The sequence below is a fragment of the Sphingobium sp. C100 genome, assembly GCF_000508185.1.
Lineage (GTDB): Bacteria > Pseudomonadota > Alphaproteobacteria > Sphingomonadales > Sphingomonadaceae > Sphingobium.
On record NZ_AYOY01000170.1, the window covers coordinates 1 to 20,187 of the forward strand.

General features: G+C 65.0%; 20 protein-coding genes. 7 read left to right on the forward strand and 13 right to left on the reverse strand.

The features are described 5' to 3' along the window. The 6 genes from C100_RS41145 to pabB all read right to left on the reverse strand — a co-directional run. Positions 1 to 774, reverse strand: a 774-nt coding sequence (locus tag C100_RS41145; RefSeq protein WP_024020944.1) for a zinc-binding dehydrogenase, incomplete at its 3' end; no start/stop codon positions are given. Positions 775 to 855: 81 nt separating this feature from the next. Further along, positions 856 to 1,530 (reverse strand): peptide-methionine (S)-S-oxide reductase MsrA, encoded by a 675-nt coding sequence (msrA, locus tag C100_RS41150; protein WP_024020945.1) that lies wholly within the window; start codon positions 1,528 to 1,530, stop codon positions 856 to 858. After that, entirely contained in the window at positions 1,514 to 1,723 is a 210-nt protein-coding gene (locus C100_RS48785) for a hypothetical protein (RefSeq protein WP_024020946.1), read from the reverse strand. Before C100_RS48785 ends, msrA begins: the two co-directional genes overlap by 17 nt. Before the next feature lie 192 nt (positions 1,724 to 1,915). Beyond that, a complete protein-coding gene (locus C100_RS41160) occupies positions 1,916 to 3,118 on the reverse strand; it encodes a pyridoxal phosphate-dependent aminotransferase (protein ID WP_024020947.1) in 1,203 nt (400 codons plus the stop codon). Between the two features lie 139 nt (positions 3,119 to 3,257). Continuing rightward, on the reverse strand, positions 3,258 to 3,881 hold the full coding sequence (locus tag C100_RS49195; protein ID WP_024020948.1) for an aminotransferase class IV: 624 nt from the start codon (positions 3,879 to 3,881) through the stop codon (positions 3,258 to 3,260). 33 nt (positions 3,882 to 3,914) lie between these two features. Beyond that, positions 3,915 to 5,084 carry an aminodeoxychorismate synthase component I gene (gene pabB, locus C100_RS49200; protein WP_024020949.1) on the reverse strand — a complete coding sequence of 390 codons (1,170 nt, stop codon included), beginning with the start codon at positions 5,082 to 5,084 and terminating at the stop codon, positions 3,915 to 3,917. Between the two features lie 92 nt (positions 5,085 to 5,176). Between pabB and C100_RS41175 the strand changes: the two genes are divergently transcribed. Then, positions 5,177 to 5,560, forward strand: coding sequence for a DUF983 domain-containing protein (locus C100_RS41175; RefSeq protein WP_024020950.1), 384 nt, complete (start codon positions 5,177 to 5,179; stop codon positions 5,558 to 5,560). A gap of 9 nt (positions 5,561 to 5,569) precedes the next feature. Here C100_RS41175 and C100_RS41180 read toward each other — a convergent pair whose 3' ends face one another. After that, positions 5,570 to 6,007: an acyl-CoA thioesterase gene (locus C100_RS41180; protein ID WP_024020951.1), complete on the reverse strand. Its 438-nt coding sequence runs from the start codon at positions 6,005 to 6,007 to the stop codon at positions 5,570 to 5,572. A 240-nt stretch (positions 6,008 to 6,247) separates the two neighbouring features. Between C100_RS41180 and C100_RS41185 the strand changes: the two genes are divergently transcribed. The 5 genes from C100_RS41185 (at position 6,248) to C100_RS41205 (ending at position 13,171) form a co-directional block, all read left to right on the forward strand. After that, positions 6,248 to 8,545: a TonB-dependent receptor gene (locus C100_RS41185; protein ID WP_031309947.1), complete on the forward strand. Its 2,298-nt coding sequence runs from the start codon at positions 6,248 to 6,250 to the stop codon at positions 8,543 to 8,545. 21 nt (positions 8,546 to 8,566) lie between these two features. After that, a complete protein-coding gene (locus C100_RS41190; RefSeq protein WP_024020953.1) occupies positions 8,567 to 9,910 on the forward strand; it encodes an alkaline phosphatase family protein in 1,344 nt (447 codons plus the stop codon). Between the two features lie 86 nt (positions 9,911 to 9,996). Next, positions 9,997 to 11,283 (forward strand): YceI family protein, encoded by a 1,287-nt coding sequence (locus C100_RS41195; protein WP_024020954.1) that lies wholly within the window; start codon positions 9,997 to 9,999, stop codon positions 11,281 to 11,283. Then, on the forward strand, positions 11,283 to 11,654 hold the full coding sequence (locus C100_RS41200) for a Rap1a/Tai family immunity protein (RefSeq protein WP_024020955.1): 372 nt from the start codon (positions 11,283 to 11,285) through the stop codon (positions 11,652 to 11,654). Before C100_RS41195 ends, C100_RS41200 begins: the two co-directional genes overlap by 1 nt. A gap of 146 nt (positions 11,655 to 11,800) precedes the next feature. After that, positions 11,801 to 13,171: a class II 3-deoxy-7-phosphoheptulonate synthase gene (locus C100_RS41205; RefSeq protein ID WP_024020956.1), complete on the forward strand. Its 1,371-nt coding sequence runs from the start codon at positions 11,801 to 11,803 to the stop codon at positions 13,169 to 13,171. 199 nt (positions 13,172 to 13,370) lie between these two features. On the opposite strand, the gene C100_RS41210 is transcribed toward C100_RS41205, so the two are convergent. The 6 genes from C100_RS41210 to C100_RS41235 all read right to left on the reverse strand — a co-directional run bounded on the left by C100_RS41210 (position 13,371) and on the right by C100_RS41235 (position 19,091). Then, entirely contained in the window at positions 13,371 to 14,753 is a 1,383-nt protein-coding gene (locus tag C100_RS41210; protein WP_024020957.1) for a sensor histidine kinase, read from the reverse strand. A 10-nt stretch (positions 14,754 to 14,763) separates the two neighbouring features. Next, the gene (locus tag C100_RS41215; protein WP_024020958.1) at positions 14,764 to 15,483 is read right to left on the reverse strand and encodes a response regulator; all 720 of its coding nucleotides are present in this window, start codon (positions 15,481 to 15,483) and stop codon (positions 14,764 to 14,766) included. Between the two features lie 135 nt (positions 15,484 to 15,618). Continuing rightward, on the reverse strand, positions 15,619 to 16,275 hold the full coding sequence (locus tag C100_RS41220) for an EF-hand domain-containing protein (RefSeq protein ID WP_024020959.1): 657 nt from the start codon (positions 16,273 to 16,275) through the stop codon (positions 15,619 to 15,621). 136 nt (positions 16,276 to 16,411) lie between these two features. After that, positions 16,412 to 17,629: an argininosuccinate synthase gene (locus C100_RS41225; protein ID WP_024020960.1), complete on the reverse strand. Its 1,218-nt coding sequence runs from the start codon at positions 17,627 to 17,629 to the stop codon at positions 16,412 to 16,414. A 138-nt stretch (positions 17,630 to 17,767) separates the two neighbouring features. Continuing rightward, positions 17,768 to 18,727: a hypothetical protein gene (locus C100_RS41230; RefSeq protein ID WP_024020961.1), complete on the reverse strand. Its 960-nt coding sequence runs from the start codon at positions 18,725 to 18,727 to the stop codon at positions 17,768 to 17,770. A gap of 160 nt (positions 18,728 to 18,887) precedes the next feature. Continuing rightward, positions 18,888 to 19,091, reverse strand: coding sequence for a DUF4169 family protein (locus C100_RS41235; RefSeq protein ID WP_024020962.1), 204 nt, complete (start codon positions 19,089 to 19,091; stop codon positions 18,888 to 18,890). Positions 19,092 to 19,180: 89 nt separating this feature from the next. Between C100_RS41235 and C100_RS41240 the strand changes: the two genes are divergently transcribed. Next, positions 19,181 to 20,173: a LacI family DNA-binding transcriptional regulator gene (locus C100_RS41240; RefSeq protein WP_024020963.1), complete on the forward strand. Its 993-nt coding sequence runs from the start codon at positions 19,181 to 19,183 to the stop codon at positions 20,171 to 20,173. The last annotated feature ends 14 nt before the right edge of the window (positions 20,174 to 20,187 follow it).

The following is a 20,187-nucleotide window of genomic DNA, read 5'->3' on the forward strand; positions in this document are numbered from 1 at the left end:
ACATAGGCGAGGGTTCTGATCGACCAGCGGGCCGCCGCCGATCGCGTCAAAGGCGATGGTGGCGCCGGTCGCATCGATCGCGGCCTGAAGCTGGTCGCGGAAATCCGGCTGGGAACTGTCCAGCACATGCTCCGCGCCCAGAGCCTTCAGCAGGTCCACTTGCGCTTCGCTGCGCACGATGTTGACAAGCGGAATGCCGTCCTCCTGGGCTATGCGCACCAGCATCTGGCCCAGATTGGACGCCGCAGCGGTATGGACGATGGCCTTATGCCCTTCCTGCCGCATCGTTTCGACAAAGCCGAGCGCGGTCATTGGATTGACGAAGGCCGAAGCCCCCTCCTCCGCGCTCGCCCCATCGGGCAGCAGCATGGCAGAGCGCGCGTCGACCAGCCGATATTGCGCGAACATGCCGCCCGGCACGCATGTCACCAGCTTGCCAAGCAACGCCTGCGCTTCGGGCGCATCGCCGGCCGCGATCACCGTGCCTGCACCCTCATTGCCGACTGGCATCGACTGCCCCACGCGCGCCGCCATGGCTCGGCGCGCGCCATCGGGCATCTGCGCCACGATCCGGCCTTCGCCATAATCGGCATGTTCGACGTCAGCGGGACCGAATAACAGGCCCAGGTCCGACGGGTTGATCGGCGCAGCCTCTACGCTGACCAATATTTCATGCCCTTTGGGCGGCGGCAGGGTCTCTTCCGCCAACGCGACGGTCAGACGGCCATCCTCGGCGAGAGTGGACAGGATCTTGAGGCCGCGTATGTCGTCCATGGCAGATGCTCCTTGCTGATGCCCGGGGAGGACATAAGCGCGCGAGCGCCAATCACAAGCCGACGCGGCGGCCCGACTGGATCAGGCGGCCGGCTTTTCCTGGTAAAGCGCGGGAAACATTTCCTTGAACGCCGCCAGCTTGGGCTTGTCCCAGCGCAGGATATAGGGATGGAGCGGGTTTTTGCGCATGAAATCCTGATGGTCGCGCGCCGCGTCCTGAAAGCCGGTGAACCGTTCCACTCGGGTCACGACCGGATCGCGCCACAGGCCGCTCCGGCCCAGCTGCGCCAGATAGGCGCGGGCGGCCTTGTCCTGTTCACCGTTCAGGGGAAAGAGCGCGCTGCGATATTGGGTGCCATGGTCCGGCCCCTGATAGTTCAGCGTCGTCGGGTCGGCGATGACCGAGAAGAAAATGCGCAGCAAGGTGCCATAGCTGACGACCTTGGGATCATAGGTGACCCGCACCGCCTCGGCATAGCCGGTATCGCCGCCGCTTACCGTTTCATAGTCGACGCGGCGCGCCTTTGGGCCGCCGGCAAAACCCGCGACAGCGAGATGGACACCTTTGACATGTGCAAAAACGCCCTCCACGCCCCAATAACAACCGCCGGCGAAAACCGCAGTTTCCAGCTTGCGTGTGGCGGTGGCGTCGACCGTGGGAACGGGCGCCTGGACGACCCGTTCGGCGCGCGCGGGGGAAGCGGCGGCAAGCGCCGCGAACAGGAAGAAGAGCGAGGCGTTAAAGCGCCGCGTCATGGATCGACGTCGCTGCAACGGCAGTGCTGCCGAACATCGGCGGCTCCTGGGGCTGCATCATGAACATGCCCACGGCGCCGACCGCAAACCCGCCGATGAAGCGCAGGAACAGGTCGGATTTGAGGAACGCCAACATGGCAAACGCCTTTCTCATATAGTCTGCCGCTTCTGTCGGCATATCGACTATGTTCATGCGCCTTGCCCCTGACTGAACGGCCGTGCCTGCGGGAGCAGCTTTCGACCAATGCGGGACTTAGGACGACGAACGCCGCCGATTTTTAAGTTTCTCTTCGCAACGGGTATATAAGCCGCGCCGCGCCAATCGCAAGACGGCGCGGCGGGAAAAACACCGTTTCCGTTTTTGACTTTCGGCGAATGCCCGCTCTTATTTGAGCGCGGCGCAAGCCTCCTGGATGCGGGTGCAGGCCTTTTTGAGCACCTCGTCCGACGTCGCGTAGCTGATCCGGAAAGCGGGCGAGAGGCCGAAAGCGGCGCCATGGACGGCCGCAACCTTGGCTTCGTCGAGGAAATAGCCGATCAGCGCCTCGTCGCTATCGATCACGACGCCCTTGGGCGTCGTCTTGCCGATCACGCCGCTGGCGTCGGGATAGACGTAGAAAGCGCCTTCGGGCGTCGGGCAATCCAGCCCCGGCGCATCGTTCAGCATGGCGACGACCATGTCGCGGCGCTTGCGGAACACGCCATTACGTTCCTCGAGGAAATCCTGCGGCCCGGTCAGCGCCGCGACAGCGGCGGCCTGGCTGATCGAACAGGGATTGCTGGTCGACTGCGACTGAAGCTTGCTCATCGCCTTGATGATCCATTCCGGGCCACCGGCAAAGCCGATGCGCCAGCCGGTCATGGAAAAGGCCTTGGAACAGCCGTTGACCGTCAAGGTGCGGTCATAAAGGTCCGGGCAGACCTGTGCGATGGTGGCGAAGGGGCTGGCCGCGTACCAGACATGCTCATACATGTCGTCGGTCATCACCAGCACATGGGGGTGGCGCAGCAGCACCTCGCCCAGCGCCTTGAGTTCCTCACTCGAATAGGCTGCGCCCGACGGGTTCGACGGCGAATTGAGCATCACCCATTTGGTGCGCGGCGTAATGGCGGCCTCAAGCTGCGCGGGCGTGATCTTGTAGCCCTGGCTGGCCGGCGCCGCGATGAACACGGGCGTGCCGCCGGCAAAGTTCACGATGTCGGGATAGCTCACCCAATAGGGCGCCGGGATGACGACTTCGTCGCCCGCGTCGACAGTCGCGACCAAGGCGTTGAACAGCGTGTGCTTGCCGCCCGAATTCACGCTGATCTGCTTGCGCGTATAGGCCAGGCCATTGTCGCGCTTGAACTTGAAGGCGACGGCTTCCTTCACATCGACGGTGCCATCGACATCGGTATAGCGCGTCTGGTTGTTGCGGATCGCGGCGATGCCGGCGTCCTTGACGAAGTCGGGCGTGTCGAAGTCAGGCTCGCCCGCCGACAGGCCAATGACGTCCACGCCTTCGGCTTTGAGCGCATTCACGCGGGCGCTCATGGCGAGCGTGGCGGACGGCTGGATGCGACCGAGGGCAGCGGAAGTCTGGCTCATGGCAATCTTCTTTCTCAAATATCCTCTTGTCCGCATGAAAAGCGGACGCGGCGTCCCTTAGTGCGCAACGGACGCAGGGGCAACCGCCAGATGGGCTGCAATGGCTTTACGGCAGAATAGGGCTGCTATCGTGCGCCTGTCAGCGCGCCAATGTCGCGGCGACCATGCCCCGCGCGGCATTGCCGATGAAAAAGCCCCGTTCCAGATCGTGGGGGCGCAGGTCGGCCTCCGCCGCCTCCCCCATGTCGATCAGGCTCTGCCGCAGGACACCCGGCAACAGGCCGCGCCTGAGCGGCGGCGTCACCAGCTTGTCGCCGCGTTCGACGAACAGGGTGGAAAAACATCCCTCCGTCAAATAGCCGGCGGCATCCATCAGCAACACTTCATAGGTGCCACCCCGACGCAGCGCGTCACGATAGAGGGAGCGATCCGTGGTCTTATGGCACAGGCGCGCGTCGTCGGGCGCCGCATGGCGGGCAACGACCGCAACGGGTATGATCGCTTGTGGCCAGGTGCGATGTTCGCGCACTTCGATCGCCAGCGCCCCGCCGCGTGAGACCAGCAGACGCACCCGGCTCCGTTCGCGCAGGCGGAATGTTGCGGCCTGAAGCTCATTGCGGACATCATGGCGATCAAAGGCAAAGCCCAGCGCATCCGCACTGGCCTTCATCCGCGCCAGATGCAGTTCAAGCAGCCTGATCCCCTCATGCGGGTCGAAGGCCATGGTTTCGAGCAGGTCGAACCGTCCGTCAGTCAAAGACATTGGAATTATTTCAAGCCCCTGCGCGTCATCATGTCAAGCCGGCGAAAGAAACCGCCCCTTGGCCAGGCATTCCGCCCATTCGGATGCAGCTTCCGAATCCGCGACAATGCCCGATCCCAGGCCCAGCCGGCCCATAGCTTTACCTTCTTCGACGCAAAGGGTGCGAATGGCAACATTGAAGGCGGCATCGCCTTCGGGATCGATCCAGCCCATCGCGCCGGTATAAACGCCACGGGCGTGCGGCTCGACCGCGTCGATAATTTCCATTGCCCGCACTTTGGGGGCGCCGGTGATCGATCCACAGGGAAAAAGGATGCGCAGCACGTCGACGGGCGACAGGCCGGGCAGCAGCCGCGCCCGCACCGTCGACACCAGTTGGTGAACCGTGGGATAGGTTTCCACTTTGAAAAGGTCGGGCACGGCGACGCTGCCCGCCTGCGACACGCGCGACAGGTCGTTGCGCAGCAGGTCGACGATCATCAGATTTTCCGCGCGCTGCTTCGCATCCGCCTCCAGCCAGCGCGCCCGGTCGGCGTCCTCCTGCCGGTCGGCGCCGCGCGTCGCCGTCCCCTTCATCGGCCGCGCCGTCAACTGGCCGCGCACCAGGGTGAAGAAAAGCTCCGGCGAGAAGGACAGGATGCTGCGCTCGCCCGTGCGGATGACGCCGCCATAGCCAGCCCCGGCACGCGGCCGGATCGCGGCGTAGAGCGCCATCGGATCGCCATCGACCGCAACGTCGCAGGGAAAGGTCAGGTTGACCTGATAAATGTCCCCCGCGCGGATATAGGCCTGCACCGCATCGAAAGCGGCCTGATAGGCGTGCTCGGCCACCAGCGGCCGCAACGGGCCGATGCGGGCGGCGGCCGGATCGGGCAGCAATGCCGGCAGCGCGCCAGGAGCGATCAGCCGCATCCCTTCGAACAGGCCGAACCATAGCAGCGGCACGCCGTCCGCTTCTCGCGGACGGGCGATCGGCGCCAGCCGCTCCTCCAGCGCCAGACCCGCTTCATAGCTCATGAAACCGGCGGCATGAAGGCCAGCCTCGCGCGCTTCGGCGATCCGGTCGAGCGCGGGTTGCACTTCATCCATCCGGTGCGCGGTGATGATTGCAACGGGGTCTCGATACAGCCGCGCAGGCGCCGGTCCGCGCGGACGCGCATCGTCGAACAGGCAGAAGGCTTCGGTCGGGCCGGGAAGACGCATGGCGCTTCTTAACAGGCTTTGCGCGCCGCGAAAGGGCGCATGGCGGGGATGGGTTATTGCATGGATCGGGCGGAACCCCTAGCGCCAGCGGCATGACCGATCCCGTCATTCCCCACCAGTCCGACCGGGCGATCCGTCCGGCGATCGGCCTTGGCCTGCGCGGCCGCTGCCCGGCCTGCGGGAAAGGACGGATATTCGACCATTTCCTGAAGGTGGCGCCCGCCTGCGCGCATTGCGGGCAGCGCCTTGACGTGCATCAGGCCGACGATTTCCCGGCCTATATCGTGATCCTGCTGCTCGGGCATATCATGTTGCCCCTGATGATCGAGGTGAATGCGGTCCTCGCCATTCCACTCGGTTGGCAGGCGGCGCTCTGGCCTGCCCTCGCCGCGATCCTGGCCGTGGCGCTGATCCAGCCGGTCAAGGGCGGGGTCATCGCCTTTCAGTGGAGCCGGCGGATGGCCGGCTTCCGATGAACCGGCCTTTTAGTCCGGCTGGCGCAGGAAATTGCGCTCCATCGCCTCGCGCAGCGTTTCGTCGATGACGCGGCGGCCGTCGGGACCATGGGTGACGACGGTCGTGTCGCAGGTCGCGACGCACAACCCCTTCTGGAAACCCGCCGAACTGATCGTCCAACTGGTCCGGCCGATATGGCCGATCGCGCACCGCACCTCGAACGGATAGGGGAAATGCGACTCCTCGATAAAGTTGAGTGACACCGCCGCCACCAGCCAGCGCACGCCCTGCTCCTGCGGATGCCGGCCCAGATGATGGTGGAACCGGATGCGCGCGGTTTCGAAAATACCGGATATGGCCACATTGTTGATGTGGCCCATCGTGTCGAGATCCTGGAAGCGCGTGTCGATGCTGGTCACGAAGCTATAGGCATCGGGACTGAACCGCCAGCTTTCGGGTTTGGCCATGTCCTGCTTTCCCTTGGAAATTGCTGTTCATTTCCATAGCCATCATCACCGGTGATGCAATCGCGCCCGCGAAAATGGAAAGACTGCGACCTTTTTGACACAATTGCGCCGATGATTATAACGCTTTTGTCACGATCAAGCCGCTGATCCGTCAAGATACTCTCACTGCACTGCAACATGAAGCGCCTACAGGCCCGGCTGAACCACTCGCTCAGAGCAGGGTTCATTGGGGGAATCATCATGCGGCCTATTCACGCTTTCTTGCTTGCATCGACCATGTTGGCGGCAGCGCCCGCTTTCGCGCAAAGCGCCGCGCCGGTCGCCGACGCGCCTGCGGACGGCGCCGAGATTATCGTTTTCGGTCGCGGCGAAACCCGCCAGGTCCAGGAAATCCAGGCGAAGGATCTGTTGACCCTGACGCCGGGCACCAACGCGCTCAAGGCGATCGAGAAGCTGCCCAGCGTCAACTTCCAGTCGGCCGATCCGTTCGGCAACTATGAATGGTCGCAGCGCATCACCATCCGCAGCTTCAACCAGAATCAGCTCGGCTTCACCTTCGACGGCATTCCGCTGGGCGACATGAGCTATGGCAATCATAACGGCCTGCACATCACCCGCGCGATCAGCAGCGAGAATATCGGCAGCGTGCGCGTGTCGCAGGGCGCCGGTTCGCTCGGCACCCAGGCGACCGGCAATCTGGGCGGCACGGTCGAAACCTTTTCGATGGAGCCGACGGGCGAATTCGGCGTGCAGGGCAACCTGACCTATGGCAGCGACGAAACCTGGCGCGCCTTCGCCCGCGTGAACCTGGGCAGCAAGGACGGCATCCGCGGCTATGTCTCCTATGGCTATGGCGCCACCGACAAATATAAGGGCCAGGGCACGCAGGACCAGCATATGGGCAATGCCAAGGTCGTGATCCCCGTCGGTGAAGCAACGATCGACGGCTGGCTCAGCTATTCCGACCGGCGCGAGCAGGATTATCAGGACATGTCGATGAACATGATCCGCCGCCTGGGCTGGGACTGGGACAACACCTATCCCGACTATGCCCGCGCGATCGACTATGCCAGCCGCCTGAACGACGTCGACCTGATCAGCAACAGCGGCGGATCGCCCTTCCCCGACGGCCTCTACGATTATAGCGGCGCGCCCGTCGGTGCGCAGACCTATCCGGGCAATGTCACCAGCGCCGACGATGCCTATTATGACGCGGCTGGCCTGCGCAAGGACTGGCTGGGCGCGATCGGCCTGACCACCCCGCTCGGCGAGCAGGCGACCTTCAAGCTCAAGGGCTATTACCATAATAATAGCGGCATGGGCCTGTGGGCGACGCCCTATACCCCCAGCCCCAACGGCGTGCCGATGTCGGTGCGCACCACCGAATATGACATGGACCGGATCGGCGCGTTCGGCAGCATCGACTATACGCTCGGCATCCAGAATTTGAGCGTCGGCGCATGGTATGAGAATAACCAGTTCCATCAGGCCCGCCGCTTCTACGCCTTCGCCAGCCGCACCGAGCCGGGCCTGTCCTTCCGCGACTATCCGGAAAACCCCTTCTTCACCCAGTGGGAATTCGACTTCACCACCAACACCTTCCAATATCATGTCCAGGACAAGATCGATTTTGGCATGGTGACGATCAATCTGGGCTGGAAGGGCTTCAAGGTCACCAACAAGGCCGAAGCCATCGTTCAGGCGACCTTCCCCGAAGGCAAGATCAAGGTGGAAGACTGGTTCCAGCCCCATGCCGGCTTCGCCGTGGAACTCAGCCCGGAAGCGGAAGTCTTCGGCGGCTTCACCCAGGTGACCCGCGCCTTCGCCAGCGCCACCACCACCGGCCCTTTCTCGACCAACCAGACCGGCTTTAATGCGATCAAGGATGACCTGAAGGCCGAGCAGTCCGACACCTATGAACTGGGCCTGCGCTATAACACGCCGATGTTCAACGGCACGGTCGGCGCCTATCTGGTCAATTTCCGCAACCGCCTGCTGGCGGTCACGGTCGGCAGCCCGATCCAGGGCCTGGCCTCCGCGCTCCAGAATGTCGGCGGCGTGCGCGCCGTGGGCGTCGAGGCGGCGGGCGACCTGAAGCTTGGCCATGGCTTTGGCGTCTATGCCAGCTACAGCTATACCGACGCCACCTATCGCGATGACGTGCTCAACAGCTCCGACGGCACGCTGGTTGCGGCGATCAAGGGCAAGACCGTGGTCGACAGCCCCAAACATATGGCGCGGGGCGAATTCAACTATGACGACGGCCGGGCCTTTGGCCGCATCGGCGTCAACTATATGTCGCGCCGCTATTATAGCTACACCAACGACGCCTCGGTCCCCGGCCGGGTGATTGTCGATGCCTCGATCGGCTATCGCTTCACCGACAAGATTGAGGTTCAGCTCAACGCCACCAACCTGTTCGACAAGAAATATGTCGGCACGATCGGGTCGGGCGGCTTTGGCAACAGCGGCGACGCGCAGACCCTGCTGGTAGGCGCGCCGCAGCAATTCTTCGCAACGATCAAGACCGGTTTCTGAGCCGGAAGCCGGAGACATGATATGAAAAGGGCCGCGCTTGTCGCTTCGGTTCTGGTCCTGGCCATCCCGGCCAGCGCCCGTGCCGAACCCGTCCTCCTGATCTCGATCGACGGGCTGCGCCCCGGCGATGTGCTGGAGGCTGGCAAACGCGGCCTTTCCATTCCCAATCTGCGCCGGTTCGTGACGCAAGGAGCACATGCCACCGGCGTCACCGGGGTACTGCCTACCCTCACCTATCCCAGCCATGTGACGCTGATGGCCGGCGTTTCGCCCGCCACACATGGTGTCGTCGCCAATAACAGCTTCGATCCGACCGGCATCAACCAGGGCGGCTGGTACTGGTATGCGCAGACCGTCAAGACGCCGATGCTGTGGGAGGCCGCGACGAAAGCGGGCCTGTCCACCGGCAATATTCACTGGCCGGTCAGCGTTGCCGCCAAGGGCGTGACCTGGAACCTGCCGCAAATCTGGCGCACCGGCCATCCCGACGATGCGCTGCTGCTCGACGCGCTGGCGACGCCGGGCCTCAAGGCGGAACTGGAGGCGAAGGTCGGCCAGGCCTATGCCATGGGCATCGACGAAAGCCTTGCCGGCGACCAGAACCGCGCCCGCTTCGCCACCGCCCTCATCGGCGCACACAAGCCCGATTTCCTGACCGTCTATTTCGCCGCGCTGGACCATGAGGAACATGCCAGCGCGCCCGGATCGCCAGAGGCCAATGCCGTGCTGGAGAAGATCGACGCGATCATCGGCGAGGTGGTTGCAGCCGAGATGAAAGCGCATCCCGACGCCGTCATCGCCCTTGTCAGCGACCATGGGTTCGAAGCGACGCATACGGCGATCAACCTTTTTCGCCCCTTCATCGACGCCGGCCTCATCACCGTCGGCCGGGATGGTAAGGTCGCCTCGTGGCTGGCCATGCCCTGGATCGCGGGCGGATCGGCCGCGATCATGCTGTCGCGGCCCGACGACCAGGCACTGGCCATGCGGGTGAAGGCGCTGCTCGACCGACTCGCCGCCAATCCCGCCAACGGCATCGCCATGGTCGCCGACAAGGCGGCCATCGCGGCGCGCGGCGGCAATCCGCAGGCCAGCTTCGCCGTCAATCTGAAGCCCGGCTTCGTCACCGACATCTATCGCGGCGCGTCCGCGCCCGTCCTGTCCCACAGCAGCGTCAAGGGGATGCACGGCTATTTCCCCGGCCCCGCCAATCTTCAGGCGACCTTGCTGCTGATGGGCAAGGGCGTGGCGGCCGGCAAGGATCTGGGGCTGGTCGACATGCGCGCCATCGCGCCGACGCTGGCCAAGGTGATGGGCGCGTCGCTGCCGGACGCCGAACGACCGCCGCTCGAATTGGCCGATTAAGGCGGAACGCACCGTTTCCACCTCAGCCAATGGACTTCGCGCCACCTGCGACATAGTTTCGCGCCCAGACCAACCGGGGGACGTCCATGCCGCAGCGCTACAGCCTTGCCGCCATCATCCTGCACTGGACGATCGCGGCCCTGCTCGCCTTTCAGATCGCCGTCGGCTGGGCGCTGGAGGATCTGGGCGCGCGCGGCTTCGCGCTCTACCAGCTTCACAAATCGGTCGGCATCACCATTCTGGCGCTGACTCTCGCCCGCATCGCCGTCCGCTACTGGAAGCCCCGCCCGACCAAGCTGGAAGGCGGCTGGCAGGGCGCGCTGGCGTCCGCCGTGCATGTCGGCCTCTACGCCTTCATGCTGGGTGCGCCGCTGACCGGCTGGGCGCTGGTGTCCACCGCCAAGGTCAAGGTGCCGACGCTCCTTTTCGGCGTGCTGCCCCTGCCCCATCTTCCCTTGCCCCAAAGCAGTCATGCGCTGGCGGAAAATGGCCACGGCCTGCTGGCATGGATCGGCATCGCGCTGTTCCTGCTGCATGTCGCGGGCGCGCTGCGCCATCATGTCCTGATGGGCGACGGCCTCATCTGGCGCATGGTGCCGGGCCGTTCGACCGCTCTGCTGGTGGCGCTGCCGGCGCTGATCCTGCTCGGCTTCCTCGCCGGTCGCGCTATCCTGCCCGCCGCGCGAACCACACCCGCCCTGGCATCCGCCGCCGAAAATAGTGACGATGCGACGGTGAACACTGCCGAAGTGGAAGCAGCCTTATCTTCCTCCACTGACAACGCCGCCGAAGCCGCGAACAAAGCCGCCGCGGACAATAGCAGCAGCGACGCCACGGCGGCGGCCGTTCCTGCGGAAAAGACGGAGGAGCCGGCCGGACCGCCCCCCGCCTGGACGGTCCAACCGGGCGGCCGCATCGGCTTTTCGGTCGGCAATGACGGCGAGACGATCAGCGGCAGCTTTTCCAAATGGACGGCAAAGATCGTGATGGACCCCGATCATCCCGACAGCGCCGACATCATGGTGTCGATCGACATGACATCGGCCAGCGTGGGCGACGCCTATAAGGATGGGATGCTGCCCGGCGAGGAATTTTTCGCCACCGCCGCGCATCCGACCGCGACATTCGTCGCCAAGGGGGCGGAAGCAACCGGCGCGGGCCGCTATCGCGCCAAAGGCATGTTGACTCTGAAAGGCGTGTCGAAGCCGCAGACGATCCGCTTCGCCCTGACGGGCGAGGGCGTCACCCGCAAGGTCACGGGCAGCGCCACCATCGCCCGCGCCGCGTTCGACGTGGGCAATGGCGAGAGCAGCGGCAGCCTCGCGCCGCAGGTGGCCGTCTCCTTCGCTTTTTCGGCGAAGCGGAAGAATTGATGCGCACGCTCCCCCTCGCCCTCGCCCCCATTCTGCCCGCCGCCGCCCTGTTCGCCGCCGCCAGCCCCGCGCCGGTCGCCGCGCAGGCGTTCATGTTCGAAACTGGCACGACCCTGCTCGCCAAATGCCACACCAAGGCGCCCGAATATGCGCTTGCCTGCACCGCCTATATCGTCGGTGTGGTCGATGGCATTCGCAAGGACATGTTCATCGGCCGCGCGCGCCCCGTCTGCTGGCCGGACAAGATGAGCGCGCAGGACGCGCGCAAGACTGTGATCGCCTATCTCGAACGCTGGCCCGACCAGCGCAAGGCGCCCGCGTCCGTGCTGGTCAGCGTGTCGCTCAACGAACGCTGGCCCTGTCAGAAATGAAGCGGGGCGAGACATTGAGCGGAACGATCAGCATGATCGGGACAAATCATTGCGCAAGGCGACGGTGAAACCGCTATAAACTTGCCTTGAACGCCGCGGCAGCGTAGGTGCGGCGCCTATTTTTCGCTCATCAAAGGAGACTCGACGTGGCGGCGAAGTGGACGCCGGAAAGCTGGCGGGAGCATAAGGGCATCCAGATGCCCTTTTATCGGGATGCAGAGGCGCTGGCCTCGGTAGAGGCCCAGCTTGGCCAGTTTCCGCCGCTCGTCTTTGCGGGCGAGGCGCGCAACCTGAAGGCGGATCTGGCCAAGGTGGCGGACGGCGAAGCCTTCCTGCTCCAGGGAGGCGATTGCGCCGAAAGTTTCGCGGAGTTCCATCCGAACAATATCCGCGACACGTTCCGCGTGCTGCTCCAGATGGCGGTGGTGCTGACCTTCGCATCGAAGCTGCCGGTGGTGAAGGTCGGCCGCATGGCGGGCCAGTTCGCCAAGCCCCGTTCGGCGGATACCGAAACGATCGGCGGCGTCGAATTGCCGAGCTATCGCGGCGACAATGTCAATGACATCGCCTTCACGCCCGAAGCCCGCGAACCGGACCCGGCGCGGATGGTGCGCGCCTATAATCAGTCGGCCGCGACGCTGAACCTGGTGCGCGCTTTTTCGACCGGCGGCTATGCCAGCCTGGACCGGGTGCATGGCTGGATGCTCGATTTCATGGGCCGCAGCCCATGGGCCGCGAAGTTCGAGGCGATGGCCGACCAGATCGGCCAGGCGCTGGACTTCATGCGCGCCTGTGGCCTGTCGGCGGAAACCGTGCCGCAACTTGGCGGGACCAGCTTCTACACCAGCCACGAAGCGCTGCTGCTGCCGTTCGAACAGGCGCTGACCCGTCAGGACTCGCTGACCGGCGACTGGTATGACACGTCGGCGCACATGCTGTGGATCGGCGACCGCACCCGCTTCGAAGGGTCGGCCCATGTCGAATATCTGCGCGGCATCGGCAACCCCATCGGCATGAAGTGCGGCCCCAGCCTGGAGCCGGACGCGCTCATCCGCCTGCTCGACGTGCTGAACCCGGCGCGGGAGGCTGGGCGCATCACGCTCATCACCCGCTATGGCCATGACAAGATCGAGGCAGGCCTGCCCAGGCTGGTGCGCGCGGTGCTGCGCGAAGGCCATCCGGTGGTCTGGTCCTGCGACCCGATGCACGGCAATGTCATCAAGGCGGCCAATGGCTACAAGACCCGCCCCTTCGACCGCATCCTCGCCGAAGTGCGCGGCTTCTTCGCCGTTCACCGGGCCGAGGGCAGCTTTGGCGGGGGCATCCACGCCGAAATGACCGGGCAGAATGTGACGGAGTGCACCGGCGGCGCCATCGCCATAACCGACGAAGGGCTGGCCGACCGCTACCACACCCATTGCGACCCGCGCCTCAACGCCGCGCAGAGCCTGGAACTGGCCTTCCTGCTGGCCGAAATGCTGAACGAGGAACTCAAGGAACGCCGCGCCGCGGCGTGAGGCCTGCCCATCCGGCAAGGGCGCCGTGACGACATGGCGCCCTTGCCGGAAACGCGACAGCGAACCCGACAGGTGAAACGGGGTGTCGCGGGATGTGAAAGCCTCTTAGACCCGCCCTCCATCGGCGGCGCAGGGAGGATATTCAGGATCGCTACTCCTCGCCTCCCGACGAAACCCCTTCGGCCTCAACCTCGCTCCATCAACCCGGCAGCATCAGGCTGGCCTCCAGCCCACCCTCGGGCCGGTTGGCGAGGCGCAATTCGCCCTGATGTTCGGTCATGATCGCCCGGACCAGCGCCAAGCCCAGGCCCGCCCCGCCGGTCTCGCGGTTGCGTGATCCTTCAAGGCGGGTGAAGGGCTCCAGCATTTCGGCCATGCGGTCCTCCGCAATGCCGGGGCCTTCATCGACGACGGCGATGCGGATCATGCCGCCCTCCTGACGCACCGACACATAAGCGCGATCGCCATAGACGATGGCGTTTTCGATCAGGTTGCGCAGCGCGCGGCGGATCTGCTGGGGCCGGACCAGCGCCACTGCGCGCGCGCTGTCGGCCATCTCGACCGCCGCTCCCAGTTCGATGAAATCCTCCACCACGGCGTCGGCGAGCGCCGACAGGTCGACCTTCTGCGGATTTTCCGTGCTGCGTCCGGCGCGGGCCAGCGAGAGGATATCCTCCAGCATCCGGTTCATCTCGTCGATGGTTTCGGACATGCGGGCGCGCTCGCCCTCATCCTCGACCGATTCGGCCCGGACGCGCAGCGACGCCAGCGGCGTGCGCAGATCATGACCGATGGCGCCGAGCATCCGGTCCTTTTCATCCAGCATGGCGATGATACGGGCGCGCATGGCGTTGAACGCCATGGTCAGGTTGCGCACGTCGCCGGGGCCGCGCTCGTCCACCGCATCGGCCGCACCGGTGCGGGCAAATTGCTGAGCGGACCCGGTAAGCTGCTTGAGCGGCCGCGCCAGCCGCCGCCCGACCCACAGCAGAGGGAGCAGGACGATGATGTAGAGGATCAGCGTCTGGCCGATCAGCCAGCCGCCAAAGCGCGGCGGCCGATTGCCGATGCGCGCTTCGGTCGTGACCCATTTGCCGGGCTCATATTCCACCGCGAGGCGCAACCGGCCGACGCGGCGATCGCGCAAGCCTTCGCCGGTGGCGCGGTTGCGAATCCGTTCCCAGCGGCGCAGCGGCATGACGCGGCTATCCTCGGCCGCGACGACCGAATGGACGGCAAGACCGATATCATCGAACATGCCCTCCGCCCGCGCCTTGACGTCAGGGCGAACCTTGCCGTCGAGAACAGGGCGGGTCGTCGAAAATTCCACATTGCGACGATCGCCCCGATCATGGCCCTGATTGCCCTGCCGTTCGGGAAGGGCGGGCCAACGGTCGCCGCGGGTGTCGAGCGCATTGATGACGCGATAGACGAGCGGAGCGGTCTGACCGGTCAGCTCAACCTGATTACGCTCCCGTAACAACATACCGAAATTAATGGCCTGCGCCACAAACAGCGCGATCGCAACGAGCAGGATGATCTGGCCGACCAGACTTTGCGGCCACAGGCGCCACTTTTTCATGACGGGTACGTCACAATTTGCGAACCTCTGCCGACAGGGTGTAGCCACCGCCCCAGACGGTCTTGATGAGGGTGGGATTTTTGGGGTCCGGCTCGATCTTCTTGCGCAGGCGGCTGATCTGGTTGTCGATCGCGCGGTCGAAGGCGTTGGCCTCGCGCCCCTGGGTGATGTCGAGCAGCTGGTCGCGGCTCAGCACCTGATTGGGTCGGGTGGCAAAGGCCAGCATGAGATTATATTCGGCGGTCGAGAGCGGCAGCGACACGCCCTCCGCATCGACCAGCGTGCGCTCCTGCGACTTGAGCAGCCAGCCGGCAAAGGCATAGGTCGCGCCGTCGGGCGCCGTGACGCGCTGGCCACCACTGGCGACGCGGCGAAAGATCACCTTGATGCGGGCGACCAGTTCGCGCGGACTGAAAGGCTTCAGCACATAATCGTCCGCGCCCATCTCCAGCCCGACGATGCGGTCGGTCTCCTCTGACTTCGCGGTCAGCAGGATCACCGGAATTTCGCTGGTCTCGCGGATGTGGCGGCACAGCGACAGGCCATCCTCGCCGGGCATCATGATGTCGAGAATGACGAGGTCGATCGCGTTGGCGTTCAGCCGCACACGCGCCTCGGCGGCATTTTCGACGGCGGTCACGCGGAAGCCGTTGCGCCCGAGATATTGCGCCAGCGGCTCGCGGATCGAACGCTCGTCATCGACGAGCAGGAGATGGGGACGTTCGCTCATCTTGCCTGTCTGTCATGGGTTGGGAAAGGTTGGAAGGGCGAAGGCAGGGGGAGCCTTCGTCCTTCCCGGTCGGGCGGCCGGCGACGCGAAGCCAAGGGGAGGGAACCCCGCGCCGAAGGCCGCCCGCAAGGCGGGTCAGTTCTGCGCCGGCGCGGGGGGCGCCTTGCGATCCTTCCACTGGCTGCGCATCGCCTGATGCGCCGCCTTCATTTCGTCGGCGGTGACAAAGCCATCCTTGTTGCTGTCGGCCTTGTCGAACATCGCGATCGGGCCGGCCATGAATTCAGCCTTGGTGATCGTGCCATCCTTGTTCGCGTCGCCAAAGCCGCCGGGGCCACCATGGCCGCCGCGCATCATGCGATGGCCGCCACGATGATGGCCCTTGCCCATATGACGGCCTTCGGGGCCGCCAGGGCCGCGCATTTCGGCGCGCTTGTCGGCACGGGCCTGTTGGCCGGCAGCAAATTCGGTCTTGCTGATCTGGCCGTTCTTGTCCGTGTCCAGCGCGGCGAAACGCGCATCCATGCGCTGCTGACGCACAAGATCGCGATCCTTCTGGGTGAGCTGGCCATCCTTGTCGACGTCCATCTTGGCGAAGCGGGCTTCCAGCCCGGCGGTCAGTTCCGCCTTGCTGATCTTGCCGTCCTTGTTGGTGTCGGCCATCGCCATCATGCCGCCGCGCGGACCGCGCGCACCATCGGCGCCGGGCTGAGCAAAAGCGAGGTGACTGGCGGCCAGACCGCCAACGAACAGCGAACCAACCGCAACGGTGGTGAAAAATTTGCGAAGCATATCTGTTTCCTTCTCGAGGTCATCCCGAACGACGAACCGCCGTCCTTGACACTGTTTATGGAAACAACTTGTCCCGCAAATTTGTCACCCCGCCCGCAAATTTGTCGCGAATTGTAACGGGCGGCGCCGCCGTTCGTCAGGCGTCGCGGCGGCCCAGCAGGCGCAACCGCAGCGCGTTGAGCTTGATGAAGCCCGCCGCGTCGCGCTGGTCATAGGCGCCCGCATCATCCTCGAACGTCACGACCTTCTCGCTGTAGAGCGAGTAAGGCGATTTGCGGCCGACGACATGAACGCTGCCCTTGTAGAGCTTCAGGCGAACGGTGCCGGTCACCTTTTCCTGGCTATGGTCGATCGCGGCCTGGAGCATCTCACGCTCCGGGCTGAACCAGAAGCCGTTATAGATCAGCTCGGCATATTTGGGCGCCAGCTCATCCTTCAGATGCGCAGCGCCGCGATCCAGCGTCAGTTGCTCGATGCCGCGATGGGCGAGATGGTAGATGGTGCCGCCGGGCGTTTCATACATGCCGCGCGACTTCATGCCGACAAAGCGGTTTTCGACCAGATCGAGGCGACCAATGCCATGTTTGCGGCCATAGTCGTTCAGCGTTTCCAGCAGCGTCGCCGGCGACATGCCCACGCCGTTGATCGCCACGCCGTCGCCACGTTCGAAATCGATGGTGATATATTCCGGCGCGTCGGGCGCATCCTCCGGGTTCACCGTGCGCGAATAGACATAGTCCGGGGTTTCCTCCCACGGATCTTCCAGCACCTTGCCCTCGGAACTGGTGTGGAGCATGTTCGCATCCGTCGAAAAGGGGCTTTCGCCGCGCTTGTCGCGGGGGATTGGGATCTGGTGCTTTTCGGCGAATTCGATCAGCTTGGTGCGGCTGGTCAAATCCCATTCGCGCCAGGGAGCGATCACCTTGATATCCGGCGACAGGGCGTAATAGCCCAGTTCAAAGCGGACCTGGTCATTGCCCTTGCCCGTCGCGCCATGGCTGACCGCATCGGCGCCGACTTGTCGGGCGATCTCGATTTGGCGCTTGGCGATCAGTGGCCGGGCGATCGAGGTGCCGAGCAGATAGAGGCCTTCATAGAGCGCGTTGGAGCGCATCATGGGGAAGACATAATCCTTCACGAATTCCTCGCGCAGGTCGTCGATGAAGATATGTTCTTCCTTGACGCCCATCAGGCGGGCCTTGGCGCGGGCAGGCTCCAATTCTTCGCCCTGCCCCAGATCGGCGGTGAAGGTCACGACTTCGCACCCGTAGGTCTGCTGCAACCATTTCAGGATCACGCTGGTATCGAGACCACCGGAAAAGGCGAGGACGATGCGGTTGATCTGGTCGGACATGGAGCGGCGACTCTTTCTGCTGGAACGGCGCGAAAAACGGTGCGCGCGCCCGGTATCAGGCAAGCCGCCAAAGCGCAACCGGACAAGCGGAAGCCGGGCGCAGCATCGCCCGGCTTCCGGTCCTTTCCTGCTGTAATATCAGCGGGTGCGCGGCTTCATGAAGCCCTGGCGCTGACGATCCGCGCCGAAGTGGTAGACGGTCTGGCTTCGATCGGCCGCGGGCGTGGGCACGGGGGCAGGCTGGACGGTCCGTTGCGCGACTGGCGGCTGCATCGCCGCTTCGCGCTGCGCCAGCAGGAACTTGGCGCGGCGCAGGCGCTTGGAGCGGGTCATGAAGGGATTGTCGGCGCTGGGCGGCGCGGCGACCATCGCATCCAGCGTGGCGTCGGCGGTGACCAGCGGACGGGCCATGGCAGGCGCCGGGGCCGCTCTGCGCACCACAACGGGTTCAGGGGCAAGCTGCCCGGGCGCAGCCGTCGTCGCATCGGCATCGTCGGGCCGACGACGACGCATCATCGCCGCGCCGCCCAGGCCCAGCAACAACAGAGCGCCACCGCCCAAGGCCCAGAGCAGCGCCTGGTCGGTGCGCGCCTGCGCACCCGCCGGGGCGGAGGTCGTAGCGACCGCCTGTTCCCTAGGCGCGGGCGCGACTGCGGGTGTGGCCGGCGGCGCGGTCTCCGCAGTGGCGATCGGCGCTGGGACGGCAGGCTGAGGCGTTCGTTCCGCTATGCCCTCGGCCGGCGCTGCCGCGGCGGGCTGCGGACGGGTGGCGGCGGCGCGGTGGACCGGCTGCGGCGCGGGTTGCGCGGCCTGCTCGGCCTTGGCAGCGACCTGTGCGGCCGCAATGCGTTCATCGATGGGCGGGGTCGCCTGCACCACGGGTTCGCTCGGCTTGAAGATCGGTGTCGGGGTGGCAGCGGCAGGGGCGACGGAGGCAGGCGCGGGCGCCTGCATGGGCGTCGTCGCATCCGGCGCGGGCGTCGGAACGACCAGAGGCGGCGGCGCTTCCGTCTGCGCGAACAAGGGGGTTGCACTGAAGGCCAGAACAGCGGCGATCGCGGCCCTGGCGGGGCGAATGTTGCGAATATGTCCAGTCATAGCAAATACACAACAATCAACCGGGCAATTAATCGCAGTCATCGCGTTAAAATCGCGATGAACCGAGGGCGCATTCGGTTAATCTGACGAATATTAATATCCGTTCACACCGACATGAACGGAGTATTTACGAATTTAGCTAAAAATATAGCTGAACGTCTTACCGATCATCCGGCTTTTTATCGCGATTTCCTTCAAGGCGCGCATTGTCCAGCGTCACCGCCCTTCTCTGTTCCTCGGACGTATCGGCGGCGCGCTGCGCCTTGGTGCGGCCGAATTTCGCGCGATTGGCCGCCGCCCCGGCCGCCTTGTCGGCGCGTGCCTTTTGTTTGCGGGCCTGACGCAGATTGATGACATTGCTCATGCCGGCACCATAAGGCGGGGCGCCGCATCTTGCCAACAGTTGCGGAAACGGGGCATGACAAGCTTTTCCCGCCCGCCGAGCCAGGACCAATGACGAGCATCCACGACGTCGCCGCCATCGCCAGGGTTTCGATCAAGACAGTGTCGCGCGTCGTCAACCACGCGCCCAATGTCAGTGAGGAATTGCGCGCACGGGTGCAGGCCGCGATCGATCAACTGGGCTATCGCCCCAACCAGTCGGCGCGCCGGCTGGCGGGCGGGCGATCCTTCATGATCGCCTTCCTCTATAATAACCCCGCCCCCGGCTATGTCAGCCGCATCCAGATGGGCGCGGCCTGGCGGTGTCGCGACCTGGGCTATCATCTGGTGGTCGAACCCATATCGCCGGACGGGGAGGAGCGGTTCGAGGTGCTCGACCGGCTGGTCGCGGCGCTGCGGCCCGATGGCGTGCTGCTGGTGCCGCCTTTGTCTGACGATGAGGCTTTGCTGGCGCGGCTGGCGGAGATGCAACTGCCCTGCGCGCGGATCGCGGGATCGACCCCATCCGCCGATTTCACCGTCCATACGCCCGAACGGGCGGCGGGGCGGATGGTCGCGGACCATCTGATCGGGCTGGGCCACCGCCGCATCGGGATCATCACCCCGCCGCCCAGCCATCATGCCGCGCTGCGCCGGGTCGATGGCTTTCGCGACGGTCTGGCGGCAGCGGACATCGCGATCGACGAGGCGCTGTTCCTGCCCGGCCGGTTCGACTTCGCGTCGGGGATCGAGGCGGGGGAGGCGCTGCTCGCCCTGCCCGAACCGCCGACCGCCGTCTTCGCGACCAATGACGAAATGGCGCTCGGTATGCTGACGCTGGCGCACCGCCTGGGCCTGCGCGTGCCGGAGGACCTGTCGGTTGCGGGCTTCGACGATACGTCTGCCAGCCTCACCTCCTGGCCGCCATTGACCACGGTCCGACAGCCGCTGGAGGATATGGGTCGCGCGGTGATCGACGCGCTGGCCAATGGCGCGAGAGAAACGCCCGAATTTCTCTTCACCCTGATCGAGCGCGGCAGCTCCGGCCCGCCACCTGGAAGATAGCGGGCCGGCGGCGC